The sequence below is a fragment of the Rathayibacter sp. AY1H3 genome, from assembly GCF_002932015.1.
In genome coordinates, this window is sequence record NZ_PSUU01000012.1 from 54,231 (window position 1) to 66,662 (window position 12,432).

Here is a 12,432-nt window from a genome sequence, read left to right on the forward strand (position 1 = left end):
AGGCATGGCGCAGACAGTCGACTTCCGGCCGAAGCCGGGTGAGATCCCGACCCTCCCGGGCGTGTACCGCTTCACGGACGCCCGGGGGCGGGTGCTCTACGTGGGCAAGGCCAAGAACCTCCGCGCGCGGCTGAGCAACTACTTCGCCCCGCTGCCGAGCCTGCACGAGCGCACCCGGCGGATGGTCACCTCGGCCTCCGGCGTCGAGTGGACCGTTGTCGGCACCGACGTCGAGGCCCTGCAGCTCGAGTTCACCTGGATCAACGAGTTCGATCCCCCCTTCAACGTCAAGTTCCGCGACGACAAGTCCTACCCCTACATGGCGGTGACGCTCGGCGACGAGGCCCCGCGGGTGATGGTCACGCGGAACGCCAAGATCAGGAAGGCCCGCTACTTCGGGCCCTACCCCAAGATCTGGGCGATCCACGAGACGATCGACCTGATGATCAAGGCGTTCCCGATCAGGACCTGCAACGACTCCAACTACAAGCGCGCCATGCAGAGCGGCAAGCCCTGCTTCGCGTCGCAGATCGGCCGCTGCGGCGGGCCCTGCTCCCACCGCGTCACCTTCGCCGAGCACCGCGAGATGGTCGACCGCTTCGTCGCCTTCATGGGCAGCCACGACCGCCGGATGATCGGCGAGCTCGAGAAGGAGATGCGCGAGGCCGCCGCCGCGATGGAGTACGAGCGCGCGGGGAAGCTGCGCGATCAGGCCGCCGCTCTCGACGCGGTCCTCGCCAAGAGCGCGGTCGTGCTCAAGGACAACGTGGACGTCGACCTCTACGCGATCGTCCACGACGAGCTCGCCGCCTCCGTGCAGCAGTTCCGGGTCCGCGGCGGGCGCATCCGCGGCGAGCGGGGCTGGGTCGTCGACAAGGAGCTCGACATGAGCACGGCGGAGCTCGTCGACACGGCACTGCAGGCCGCCTACGAGACCGGGGACGTCCCGCCCCGGGAGGTCGTCGTGCCGGAGCTGCCCGAGGACACCGAGGCGCTCGAGGAGTGGCTGAGCGGACTGCGCGGCACGAACGTGCGCCTCCGAGCGGCCCAGCGCGGAGACAAGGCCGCCCTCCTCGAGACGGCGACGCAGAACGCGAAGCACTCGCTGATGCTCTACAAGACCCGCCGCTCCGCCGACTTCACCGCTCGGACGCAGGCCCTGGAGGACATCCGCGACGCCCTCGGCATGAGCGAGGCGCCGCTCCGGATGGAGTGCTACGACGTCTCCCACCTCAGCGGCACCAACATCGTCGCCTCGATGGTGGTCTTCGAGGACGGGCTCGCGCGGAAGGACCAGTACCGGCGGTTCTCCATCGCGGAGTCGACGGACGACACCGAGTCGCTGCACCAGGTGCTCACCCGCCGCCTCGCGTACCTCCGCGAGCCGGTCGAGCCCGCGGCGGTCGACCCCGAGACCGGCGAGGCCAAGCGGCGCAAGTTCTCGTACCCCCCGCAGCTGCTGATCGTCGACGGCGGCCAGCCGCAGGTCGCAGCCGCGCAGCGCGCGCTCGACGAGTCCGGGGTGACCGGCATCACCCTCTGCGGGATCGCCAAGCGCCTCGAGGAGATCTGGATGCCGGACTCCGACTTCCCCGTCATCCTGCCGCGCAACAGCGATGCGCTCTTCCTCTTCCAGCGCATCCGCGACGAGGCGCACCGCTTCGCGATCACCCACCAGAGGACGCGTCGCAAGCGCGACATCTCGTCGCAGCTGGCCGAGGTGCCCGGGCTCGGAGGCACGCGAGTTCGCGACCTGCTGAAGCACTTCGGATCCGTCGCCCGGCTCCGCGAGGCGGGCGAGGCCGAGATCGCCGAGGTCAAGGGCATCGGCCCGACGCTGGCGGGCGCGATCCACGCGCACCTGCATCCGGACGGGTCCGCCGTCGGGGGCACGCCCTAGGCTGGAGGCCCGCGCTCCGGGGGAGAGCGGCCGGTGCCCGGCACCGAGGACACGAGCAGACACGAGCACGGAGAGCGCATGAGCACGGAGAGCGAGCAGCAGGACGTGCTGATCGTCACGGGGATGTCCGGAGCGGGCCGGTCCACGGCCGCGAACGCGCTGGAGGACCTCGGCTGGTACGTCGTCGACAACCTGCCGCCGCAGATGCTGCGCCCGCTGGTCGACCTGGCGCAGCGTGCAGGGGACACGCTGCCGAAGATCGCGGCGGTCGTCGACGTCCGCGGACGCGACTTCTTCGAGGACCTCGGCGACATCGTCCGCGAGCTGCGCGCCGGGGTCGACCTCCGAGTGGTGTTCCTCGAGGCCACCGACGCCGCGCTCGTCCGCCGCTTCGAGCAGGTGCGCCGTCCGCACCCGCTGCAGGGCCGGGGGACCCTCCTCGACGGCATCTCCGCCGAGCGGACGCGCCTCGCTCAGCTGCGGGAGTCGGCCGACATCGTCATCGACACCTCGGACCTCAACATCCACCAGCTGGCCACCAGCATCACCGAGCGCTTCGCCGAGGCCGGCCGCGCGGGCCTCCAGGTCACGGTGATGAGCTTCGGCTTCAAGTACGGGCTGCCGACGGACGCCGACATGGTGGCCGACGCGCGGTTCCTGCCGAACCCGTACTGGATCCCGGAGCTGCGTCCGCACACGGGTCTCGACGAAGAGGTGAGAGACTACGTGCTGGCCCAGCAGGGCGCCGAGGAGTTCATCGACTCCTACTCCCGGGCCCTGCGCCCCGTGCTCGACGGCTACCAGCGCGAGAACAAGCGCCACGCGACCATCGCGATCGGCTGCACGGGAGGCAAGCACCGCTCCGTCGCGGTCGCGGGCCGTGTCGCGGCCCGTCTGGCCGAGCTGCCGGGCGTCGCCGTCAACGTGGCGCACCGCGACCTCGGCCGAGAATGATCCCCGCGCGCTCAGCCGCGCACCCGACGTAAGGAAGACTCCGTGGCCCTCACCGCAGACGTCAAGGGCGAACTGGTCGCGATCGTCTCGCGCAAGAACACCGTCCGTGCCGCCGAACTGGCGACCATCCTCCGCTTCTCCGGAGGACTGCACATCATCTCCAACCGCCTCGCGGTCGAGGTCGAGCTCGATTCCGCCCCGCTCGCGACCCGCGTGCGCCGCGACCTCGCCGAGCTGTACGGCGTCCGCAGCGAGGGCAGCATCGTCTCGGCCGGCGGATCCCGGAGGACCACGAGCTGGCTGGTGCGCGTCGTCGAGGGCGGGGACACCCTCGCCCGGCAGACCGGCCTCCTCGACCAGCGGGGCCGGCCCGTCCGCGGCCTGCCCAACCGCCTCACGACCGGCTCCCGCGAGGAGCTCGCCGCCCTGTGGCGCGGCGCCTTCCTCGCCCAGGGCTCGCTGACCGACCCGGGCCGCTCCGCGGCGCTCGAGATCATCTGCCCCGGCAACGAGGCGGCCATGGCGATCGTCGGAGCCGCCGGACGCCTGGGAGTCCAGGCCAAGTCCCGCGAGGTGCGCGGCGTCCACCGGGTCGTCATCCGCGACGGCGAGAGCATCAGCGCGATGCTCACCCTGATGGGCGCGACCGCGACCGTCGCGAGCTGGGAGGAGCTGCGCCAGCGCCGCGAGGTGCGGGCGACCGCGAACCGCCTCGTCAACTTCGACGACGCGAACCTCCGCCGCTCCGCCCAGGCCGCCGTCGCGGCGTGCGCCCGCGTCGAGCGCGCGATGGAGATCCTGGGCGACGACATCCCCGAGCACCTTCGCTACGCCGGGCGCCTGCGCCTCGCGCACCGCGACGCGAGCCTCGACGAGCTCGGCCACCACGCCGATCCGCCGATGACGAAGGACGCCGTCGCCGGCCGCATCCGCCGCCTCCTCGCGATGGCCGACAAGCGCGCGTCCGACCTCGACATCCCGGGCACCGACGCGAACCTCCCGGCCGAGCTGCAGGACCTGTAGGCCCGGCCGCACGGCGCGCCCCGCCCGGCGAACGCTGAGTGTCTCCTGGTCGAACAACGCAAGCCCTCCGAACGCGGAGGGGCCCCCTCGCTAGACTGATCGGGTCGCTCAAGACACTCCCGGCCCTCCTCCTCCGCCTCGCGGAGGACGCCGAGACGCCGGCGGGTCGCACGGGAGCGACGACCACGAACAGGAGATCGCACATGGCTGACTACACGCTCGCCGAACTGCCCTACGACTACTCGGCCCTCGAGCCGAACATCAGTGGGCGGATCATGGAGCTCCACCACGACAAGCACCACGCGACGTACGTGGCCGGGGCGAACACCGCCCTCGCCTCGCTGCAGGAGGCTCGCGACAGCGAGAACCTCGCGAACGTGAACAAGCTCCAGAAGGACCTCGCCTTCAACCTCGCCGGTCACGTGAACCACACCGTGTTCTGGAACAACCTCTCGCCGGACGGCGGCGACAAGCCCGTCGGCGAGCTCGCCGCGGCCATCGACGACAACTTCGGGTCGTTCGACAAGTTCCGCGCCCACTTCACCGCCTCGGCCCTCGGCATCCAGGGCTCCGGCTGGTCGATCCTCGCCTGGGACTCTCTCGGCGAGAAGCTCATCATCGAGCAGCTCTACGACCACCAGGGCAACCTCGCCGCGGCGACCGTCCCGGTCCTCCTCCTCGACATGTGGGAGCACGCCTTCTACCTCGACTACGTCAACGTGAAGGCCGACTACGTCAAGGCGTTCTGGAACATCGTGAACTGGGCCGACGTCTCCGCGCGCTTCGAGAAGGCCCGCGAGAAGACTTCGGGCCTGCTGCTACTGTCGTAGCGATCTCGGCGTCCCGGGCCCCGCGTCCGGGACGCCCTGTCGTCGGCTTCCACCCCTCCACTGCACCGTCGAGGTGCCTTTCCTCACCAGGAGATATCTGTGTCCGTCAAGATCGGCATCAACGGCTTCGGCCGTATCGGCCGTAACTTCTTCCGTGCAGCCCTCGCCAAGGGCAGCGACCTCGAGATCGTCGCGGTCAACGACCTCACCGACAACAAGGCCCTCGCGCACCTCCTGAAGTACGACTCCATCACGGGACGCCTCGACGCGACCGTCGAGCTCGACGGCGACCGCATCGTCGTCAACGGCAAGCCGATCATCGTCCTCGAGGAGCGCGACCCCGCGAACCTCCCCTGGGGCGAGCTGGGAGTCGACGTCGTCATCGAGTCGACCGGCCGCTTCACCAAGTCGGAGGACGCGCGCAAGCACATCACCGCGGGTGCCAAGAAGGTCATCGTCTCCGCTCCCGCCACCGGCAGCGACGTCGCGACCCTGGTCCTCGGCGTGAACGAGAACACCTACGACCCCGCGACGCACGACATCATCTCGAACGCGTCCTGCACCACGAACTGCCTCGCGCCGCTCGCCAAGGTGCTGCTCGACAACTTCGGCATCGAGCGCGGCCTGATGACCACGGTCCACGCGTACACCGCCGACCAGAACCTCCAGGACGGCCCGCACAGCGACCTGCGTCGCGCCCGCGCTGCCGCCGTCAACATCATCCCGACCTCGACCGGTGCCGCCAAGGCGCTCGGCCTGGTCATCCCGGAGCTCGTCGGCAAGCTCGACGGCTACGCCCTCCGCGTCCCGGTCCCGACCGGCTCGATCACCGACCTCACCGTCGAGCTGACCAAGCCCGCCACCGTCGAGGAGATCAACGCGGCGTACAAGGCGGCCTCCGAGGGAGACCTCAAGGGCATCCTCAAGTACACCGAGGACCCGATCGTCTCGAGCGACATCGTGACCGACCCGCACTCGTCGATCTTCGACGCGGGCCTCACGAAGGTCATCGGCAGCCAGGTCAAGGTCGCCTCCTGGTACGACAACGAGTGGGGCTACTCCAACCGCCTCGTCGACGTCACCGAGTTCGTCGCCGGCAAGCTCTAAGGGCTGCGCGCAGTGACGCTCCGCACTCTGGACTCACTGGGCTCCCTCGCAGGCAAGCGCGTCGTCGTCCGCTGCGATCTGAACGTCCCCCTGAAGGACGGAACGATCACGGACGACGGCCGCGTGCGCGCGTCGGTGCCCACGCTCCAGCGTCTGGTCTCCGAGGGCGCCCGAGTCGTGGTCGTGAGCCACCTCGGGCGCCCCGAGGGGAAGCCCGAGGCGAAGTACAGCCTCGCTCCCGTCGCCGCCCGCCTCGGCGAGCTGCTCGACGCTCCGGTGGCCTTCGCCGAGGACACCGTCGGGGAGGCGGCCTCGGCCGCCGTCGACGCCCTCGAGGACGGCCAGGTCGTCGTCCTCGAGAACCTCCGGTTCAACGCCGGCGAGACGAGCAAGGCTGAGGCCGAGCGCCGCACCTTCGCCGAGAAGCTGGCCGCCTACGGTGACGCCTTCGTCTCCGACGGGTTCGGCGTCGTGCACCGCAAGCAGGCGAGCGTCTACGAGCTCGCCGAGCTTCTCCCCAGCGCGGCCGGCACGCTGATCGCGGCCGAGCTCGAGGTGCTGGAGCGGCTCACCGAGAAGCCCGAGCGCCCCTACGCGGTCGTCCTCGGCGGCTCGAAGGTCTCGGACAAGCTCGGCGTGATCGAGCACCTGCTGCCGAAGGTCGACTCGATCCTCATCGGCGGCGGAATGCTGTTCACCTTCCTCAAGGCCCAGGGCCACGAGGTCGGCGCCAGCCTGCTGGAGGCGGACCAGGTCGACACCGTGCTCGGCTACCTCGCGAAGGCGAAGGAGCTGGGCGTGGAGATCGTCCTGCCGACGGACGTCGTCGTGGCGTCGGAGTTCGGCCCCGACGCCGAGCACCAGGTCGCCTCGGCCGACGCGATCGAGGGCACGCCCTTCGGTGAGAAGGGCCTCGGCCTGGACATCGGACCGGACACCGCCGCGCACTTCGCCGAGATCATCGCGGCGTCCGAGACGGTGTTCTGGAACGGCCCCATGGGCGTCTTCGAGCTCGAGCCGTTCGCGGCGGGCACCAAGACCGTCGCGCAGGCGCTCACCGAGGTCGACGGCCTCAGCGTCGTCGGCGGAGGCGACTCCGCCGCGGCCGTCCGCGCCCTCGGGTTCCGCGACGACCAGTTCGGCCACATCTCGACGGGAGGCGGAGCGAGCCTCGAATTCCTCGAGGGCAAGCGCCTCCCCGGACTGGAGGTCCTCGGATGGTAGACACCGCCGCCCGCACCCCGCTCATCGCCGGCAACTGGAAGATGAACCTGGACCACCTCCAGGCCATCGCCTTCGTGCAGAAGCTGGCGTGGAGCCTCAAGGACGCCGACCACGACTTCGACGGTGTCGAGGTCGCGGTGTTCCCGCCCTTCACGGACCTCCGGCCCGTGCAGATCCTCGTCGACTCGGACAAGCTGCCGCTCAAGTACGGCGCGCAGGACGTCTCGAAGTTCGACAGCGGCGCCTACACCGGTGAGATCTCGGGCCAGTTCCTGAAGCAGCTCGACTGCGACTACGTGATCGTCGGCCACTCGGAGCGTCGCACGCTCCACGGCGAGACGGACGCGGACATCGCCGCCAAGTCGGCCGCGGCCGTCAATCACGGCGTCGCTCCGATCATCTGCGTCGGCGAGACCGCGGAGGACCTCGAGAAGCACGGCCCGTCGGCCGTGCCGGTCGCCCAGCTGAAGGAGGCCCTCACCGGCCTCCCCGCGGACGCCGACCTCGTCGTCGCCTACGAGCCGGTCTGGGCCATCGGCTCCGGACAGGCCGCGACGCCCGAGCAGGCCCAGCAGGTCTGCAAGGCGCTCCGCGGAGTCGTCGCCGACGTCCTCGGCGCCGACACCGCCGCGAAGACCCGCATCCTCTACGGCGGCTCCGTGAAGTCCGGCAACATCGCCGGCTTCATGCGCGAGCCCGACGTCGACGGAGCACTCGTCGGAGGCGCCAGCCTCCAGGTCGACGAGTTCGCGGCGATCGCGCGATTCCGGAACCACGTCGGGGTCTGAGCTGCTGCGACGAGAGGGCGGGCCCATCGGGCCCGCCCTCTCGTCGTCCACGCCGCTCCCCGCGCGGCGTGGCGCGGTCGGCTTCGCGACGGGGCGCGGTTCCGAGAGCGGGATGCGTTCGGCTACGGAGATCCGCTGGGACGCGGATCGCCGGTTCGCCTCGGAGATCCCACACCGGCTTCGCGCGTTGGCCGGTCCGGGGCTGTCGGCTCGTCGCGGGGTGTCGTCCGAGAGCGTGGCGCGTTCGGCTCGATCGATCCGCTGGTACGTGGACCACAGGCTCGCGGTCCAGCGACTGGAGAGGTTGTCGAGGGCACCGCGACGAGGCCACCCGCTCCGCCCCTCGACGGACACTCGTATACATCGCCCCGAACACGGGACGACGCATTCCTCGCGGATTCGCAGGCGCCGTTATACTCGTCGGGGCGCGCAACGCGCCAGAACTTCGAAAGGTACCGCGTGGACATCCTCCAGGTCGTGCTCCAGGTCATCCTGGGCATCACGAGCCTCCTGCTCACCATGCTGATCCTGCTCCACAAGGGGCGCGGCGGCGGACTGTCCGACATGTTCGGGGGCGGAGTCACCTCCAACCTCGGCGCGTCGGGCGTCGCCGAGCGCAACCTCAACCGCATCACCGTGATCCTGGGCGTCGTCTGGCTGGCCTGCATCGTGGTGCTCGGACTCATCACCAAGTTCACCACCGGAGCATAGGGGTACTCGCAATGGCATCAGGCGGCAGTGCAATCCGCGGTTCGCGCGTCGGCGCAGGACCCATGGGCGAGCAGGACCGGGGCTTCCACGCGGAGCGCGTCGCGGTCTCCTACTGGGACGCTCTCGGCAACGAGACGGTGCGCCACTTCTCGGCGGCCCTCCCCGAGGACGAGATCCCCGAGGTGATCGACTCGCCGCAGTCCGGTCTCCCCGCGGGCCGCGACCGGGCGAACCCGCCGCAGGTCGCGAAGACCGAGCCCTACAAGACGCACCTCGCCTACGTGAAGGAGCGCCGCACCGAGGCCGAGGCGGCTCAGCTCCTCGAGGAGGCGCTGCAGCAGTTGCGCGCCCGACGAGGCACCGCGACCCCGTCCTGATCCTCACCGGACGACGAACGACGGAAGGCCCGCCCCCTCAGGGGACGGGCCTTCCGTCGTTTCCGGACCGGGCTCAGTAGCTCGGAGCGATGAGCGACTCGGGGACCTCGGCCGCCGCCTCCTGGTCGACGAAGAACACCGTGCGCTTGCGACCGAATGCGCCCGACGCGGGCACCTCGTTCGTGCTGGCACCCGCGAGCGCGAGGCCCAGGGCAGAGGCCTTGTCGGCGCCGGCGAGCACCATCCAGATGCGGTCCGACTGGTTGATCAGCGGCAGCGTGAGGGTGAGGCGCTCGGGCGGCGGCTTCGGAGAGTTGCGGACGGCGAGGACGCCGGGCGTCGTGGAGCGGATCGCGGAGCGCTCGGGGAACAGCGACGCGATGTGCCCGTCCGGCCCGACGCCGAGGAAGGTGATGTCGAAGCGCGGGTAGTCGCGCCCCTCGGAGGCGTGCTCGCGCAGCTCCGCGTCGTAGGCAGCGGCGGCGCCGTCGAGGTCCAGGCCCTCGTCCGAGGCCGGGTAGGAGTGCACGTTCGCCGCCGGCACATCGAGGACGCTGAAGAGGTCCCCGGCCTGGACGTCGTTGCGGTCCTCGTGGCCGCGGGGCACCCAGCGCTCGTCGCCCCACCAGAAGTGCACGCGCGACCAGTCCACGTTGCCGGCGGCGGAGGAGGAGCCGATCTCCTTGAGCGTGGCGGCTCCCATCGTCCCTCCGGTGAGCACGACGTTCGCCGAACCCAGGTCGTCGAGGACGTCGATCGTCTTGGTGAGGAACCGGGCGGCGACCGAGCCGGCGAGGGTCTGCTTGTCGCGGTGGACCAGCACGCGGCGTTCGGTGGTCATCTCAGGGGACTCCTTCGGGTTCGGGTGCCGATCGGCGGGGTTCGGCTCCGTGTCGGGAAGCTCTGAGGTGTGGGCGCCCTGGACGGGCGCCCACACCTCAGGAGGCGCTGCGGGCCTCGGCCTTCTCAGTGAGCATGTCGACCCCGCGCGAGATCACTTCACCGTACAGGTCATCCGGGTCGAGTCGGCGCAGCTCCTCCGCCAGGCAGTCCCGGAGGCTGCGGCGGGGGAGCGAGATGTCGTGGACCGGCTGATCGGGCTGCGTGAGCGTCGCGACGTTGGGCACCGAGCGCTCGAGCTCGATCACTCCGGAGTCTCGGATGAGCCGGACGCCGTGGATCCCGCTGGACCCGGTCGCGCTGATCGTGAGCTCGTGGTCGACGGGGATGTCGAGCTCGAGCTGCAGCCAGGCGGCGAGCAGGATCGTGGAGGGGGAGTCGGGCGCGCCCGAGACCTCGACGGCCGTGATCGGCTCGTAGGGCGGCTGGTCGAGCACGGCGGCGAGCTGCGCGCGCCAGAGGGTGAGGCGGGTCCAGGCGAAGTCGGTGTCGCCGGGGGCGTAGGTGGACGCGAGGTGGTGCAGCGCTTCCGCCGGGTTCGACTGGGCCGACGCGTCGGTGATCCGCCGGGTGGCGATCCGGCCGATCGGGGACGCGGAGGCGTTGTCCGGAGCGCTGTTCGGCCACCAGGCCACGACGGGGGCGTCGGGGAGGAGCAGGCCCGTGACCAGGCTCTCCTCGTCCTCGGCCGCGTCTGCGTAGGGACGGAGCACGACGACCTCGCTCGCGCCGGCGTCGCCTCCGACCCGGATCTGCGCGTCGACCCGCGCCGTCGCGTCGACCGGGACCGTGGTGGTGCCGTCGTCCTTCGAGACCACGATGACGCGCATCGGGTGCTCGCGGGACGCGTCGTTCGCGGCCTCGATGGCCTCCTCCTCGTGACCCCGCGAGGTCGCGATGATGAGGGTGAGGACGCGGCCGAGGGCGACGGCGCCGCCCTCCTCGCGGATCTTGACGAGGGTCTTCGAGACCTCGCTCGTCGTGGTGTCGGGCAGATCGACGATCATGGACGCCTCCAGGTGCGGCCGTCGCGGGCGAGGAGCTCGTCGGCGGAATCGGGGCCCCAGGTTCCGGGGCGGTACTGCTCGGGCTGGCCCTGCGTGGCCCAGAACTCCTCGATCGGGTCGAGGATCTTCCAGGACAGCTCGACCTCCTCGTGCCGGGGGAAGAGCGGCGGCTCGCCCAGGAGGACGTCGAGGATGAGGCGCTCGTAGGCCTCGGGGCTCGCCTCGGTGAACGCGTGGCCGTAGCCGAAGTCCATCGTCACGTCGCGCACCTGCATGCCGGCGCCGGGCACCTTCGAGCCGAAGCGCATGGTGACGCCCTCGTCGGGCTGGACGCGGATGACGAGCGCGTTCTGGCCCAGCGACGTGGTCTGGCTCTCGGCGAAGAGCTGCTGCGGTGCCCGCTTGAACACGACCGCGATCTCGGTGACGCGGCGGCCGAGGCGCTTGCCGGCCCGCAGATAGAACGGCACGCCGGCCCAGCGTCGGGTGCCGATGTCCAGGCGCATGGCGGCGTAGGTCTCGGTGGTCGAGGTGGGGCTCATGCCGTCCTCCTCGAGGAAGCCGAGCACCTTCTCGCCGCCCTGCCAGCCGCCGGCGTACTGCCCGCGGGCGGTAGAAGTGGAGAGGTCGGCGGGGAGGCGGACGGCCGCGAGGACCTTCTCCTTCTCCGCACGGAGGTCGGCCGCGTCGAACGAGATCGGCTCCTCCATGGCGGTCAGGGCGAGCAGCTGCAGCAGGTGGTTCTGGATGACGTCGCGCGCCGCTCCGATGCCGTCGTAGTAGCCCGCGCGCCCGCCCACGCCGATGTCCTCGGCCATGGTGATCTGCACGTGGTCGACGTAGTTCGAGTTCCAGAGCGGCTCGTACATCATGTTGGCGAAGCGGAGGGCCAGGATGTTCTGGACCGTCTCCTTGCCGAGGTAGTGGTCGATCCGGAAGACGGAGTCGGGCGGGAAGACCGACTCGACGACGTCGTTCAGCTCGCGGGCCGTCTTCAGGTCGCTGCCGAACGGCTTCTCGATGACGACGCGGCGCCACTGGCCGTCCTTCTGCTCGGCGAGGCCGGAGCTGCGCAGCTGCTCGGTGACCTGCGGGAAGGACTTCGGGGGGATCGAGAGGTAGAAGGCGAAGTTGCCGTTCGTGCCGCGCTCGCGGTCGAGGTCGTCGACGGTCGTCTTCAGGCGGGCGAACGCCTCGGGGTCGTCGAACTCGCCCTGCACGAACCGGATGCCCTGCGCGAGCTGCGCCCAGACCTCCTCGTGGAACTCGGTGCGGGCGTGCTTCTTCACGGAGTCGTGGACGACCTGCTCGAAGTCCTGGTCGTCCCAGTCGCGCCGGGCGAATCCGACGAGGGCGAAGCCGGGAGGCAGGAGGCCGCGGTTGGCGAGATCGTAGACCGCGGGCATGAGCTTCTTGCGGGAGAGGTCGCCGGTCACGCCGAAGATGACGAGGCCGCTGGGCCCGGCGATCCGGTTCAACCGGCGGTCGAAGCTCAACCTCAGCGGATTGAACTCGGGGGTGATGTCCACAGACATGTGCAGTGTCCTTCTGTGTGCCGGTGGGACCGGCGCACTGCTATCGGTGAGGGAGGGGGAGGAGCGGGCGGGCCCG

At 70.5% G+C, this 12,432-nt stretch carries 12 protein-coding genes; 9 read left to right on the plus strand and 3 right to left on the minus strand.

Annotated features, from left to right (window positions below; all coding sequences use genetic code 11):
• The first annotated feature begins 4 nt into the window (after positions 1-4).
• From uvrC to C5C33_RS06750, 9 genes are all read left to right on the plus strand, one after another.
• Positions 5-1,900: an excinuclease ABC subunit UvrC gene (gene uvrC, locus C5C33_RS06710; RefSeq protein ID WP_104260735.1), complete on the plus strand. Its 1,896-nt coding sequence runs from the start codon at positions 5-7 to the stop codon at positions 1,898-1,900.
• Positions 1,901-1,978: 78 nt separating this feature from the next.
• Positions 1,979-2,854: an RNase adapter RapZ gene (rapZ, locus tag C5C33_RS06715; protein WP_097166020.1), complete on the plus strand. Its 876-nt coding sequence runs from the start codon at positions 1,979-1,981 to the stop codon at positions 2,852-2,854.
• Positions 2,855-2,896: 42 nt separating this feature from the next.
• Positions 2,897-3,877 (plus strand): DNA-binding protein WhiA, encoded by a 981-nt coding sequence (gene whiA, locus C5C33_RS06720; RefSeq protein WP_104221905.1) that lies wholly within the window; start codon positions 2,897-2,899, stop codon positions 3,875-3,877.
• 203 nt (positions 3,878-4,080) lie between these two features.
• Complete coding sequence (locus C5C33_RS06725; protein ID WP_104221907.1) at positions 4,081-4,707, plus strand: superoxide dismutase; 627 nt, start codon at positions 4,081-4,083, stop codon at positions 4,705-4,707.
• 99 nt (positions 4,708-4,806) lie between these two features.
• Complete coding sequence (gene gap / locus C5C33_RS06730; RefSeq protein ID WP_104221909.1) at positions 4,807-5,814, plus strand: type I glyceraldehyde-3-phosphate dehydrogenase; 1,008 nt, start codon at positions 4,807-4,809, stop codon at positions 5,812-5,814.
• 12 nt (positions 5,815-5,826) lie between these two features.
• Positions 5,827-7,038, plus strand: coding sequence for a phosphoglycerate kinase (locus C5C33_RS06735; protein WP_104260736.1), 1,212 nt, complete (start codon positions 5,827-5,829; stop codon positions 7,036-7,038).
• The gene (tpiA, locus tag C5C33_RS06740; protein ID WP_104221913.1) at positions 7,032-7,826 is read left to right on the plus strand and encodes a triose-phosphate isomerase; all 795 of its coding nucleotides are present in this window, start codon (positions 7,032-7,034) and stop codon (positions 7,824-7,826) included. The genes C5C33_RS06735 and tpiA overlap by 7 nt, the downstream gene beginning before the upstream one ends.
• A gap of 459 nt (positions 7,827-8,285) precedes the next feature.
• Positions 8,286-8,537, plus strand: a complete 252-nt coding sequence (gene secG / locus C5C33_RS06745; RefSeq protein WP_104221915.1) for a preprotein translocase subunit SecG — start codon at positions 8,286-8,288, stop codon at positions 8,535-8,537.
• An 11-nt stretch (positions 8,538-8,548) separates the two neighbouring features.
• Positions 8,549-8,914 (plus strand): RNA polymerase-binding protein RbpA, encoded by a 366-nt coding sequence (locus C5C33_RS06750; protein WP_055791968.1) that lies wholly within the window; start codon positions 8,549-8,551, stop codon positions 8,912-8,914.
• A 73-nt stretch (positions 8,915-8,987) separates the two neighbouring features.
• On the opposite strand, the gene pgl is transcribed toward C5C33_RS06750, so the two are convergent.
• The 3 genes from pgl to zwf form a co-directional block, all read right to left on the minus strand.
• Positions 8,988-9,755: a 6-phosphogluconolactonase gene (gene pgl, locus C5C33_RS06755; protein ID WP_104221917.1), complete on the minus strand. Its 768-nt coding sequence runs from the start codon at positions 9,753-9,755 to the stop codon at positions 8,988-8,990.
• Positions 9,756-9,852: 97 nt separating this feature from the next.
• On the minus strand, positions 9,853-10,821 hold the full coding sequence (locus tag C5C33_RS06760) for a glucose-6-phosphate dehydrogenase assembly protein OpcA (protein WP_104260737.1): 969 nt from the start codon (positions 10,819-10,821) through the stop codon (positions 9,853-9,855).
• Complete coding sequence (gene zwf, locus C5C33_RS06765) at positions 10,818-12,356, minus strand: glucose-6-phosphate dehydrogenase (RefSeq protein ID WP_104260738.1); 1,539 nt, start codon at positions 12,354-12,356, stop codon at positions 10,818-10,820. The genes C5C33_RS06760 and zwf overlap by 4 nt, the downstream gene beginning before the upstream one ends.
• Positions 12,357-12,432: the final 76 nt, after the last annotated feature.

What these genes read in the sequence shown, in the direction of transcription:
- uvrC (WP_104260735.1), top strand. Translation starts at nt 5, where the DNA reads ATGGCGCAGACAGTCGACTTCCGGCCGAAGCCGGGTGAGATCCCGACC.
- rapZ (WP_097166020.1), top strand. Translation starts at nt 1,979, where the DNA reads ATGAGCACGGAGAGCGAGCAGCAGGACGTGCTGATCGTCACGGGGATG.
- C5C33_RS06725 (WP_104221907.1), top strand. Translation starts at nt 4,081, where the DNA reads ATGGCTGACTACACGCTCGCCGAACTGCCCTACGACTACTCGGCCCTC.
- tpiA (WP_104221913.1), top strand. Translation starts at nt 7,032, where the DNA reads ATGGTAGACACCGCCGCCCGCACCCCGCTCATCGCCGGCAACTGGAAG.
- C5C33_RS06750 (WP_055791968.1), top strand. Translation starts at nt 8,549, where the DNA reads ATGGCATCAGGCGGCAGTGCAATCCGCGGTTCGCGCGTCGGCGCAGGA.
- pgl (WP_104221917.1), bottom strand. Translation starts at nt 9,755, where the DNA reads ATGACCACCGAACGCCGCGTGCTGGTCCACCGCGACAAGCAGACCCTC.
- C5C33_RS06760 (WP_104260737.1), bottom strand. Translation starts at nt 10,821, where the DNA reads ATGATCGTCGATCTGCCCGACACCACGACGAGCGAGGTCTCGAAGACC.
- zwf (WP_104260738.1), bottom strand. Translation starts at nt 12,356, where the DNA reads ATGTCTGTGGACATCACCCCCGAGTTCAATCCGCTGAGGTTGAGCTTC.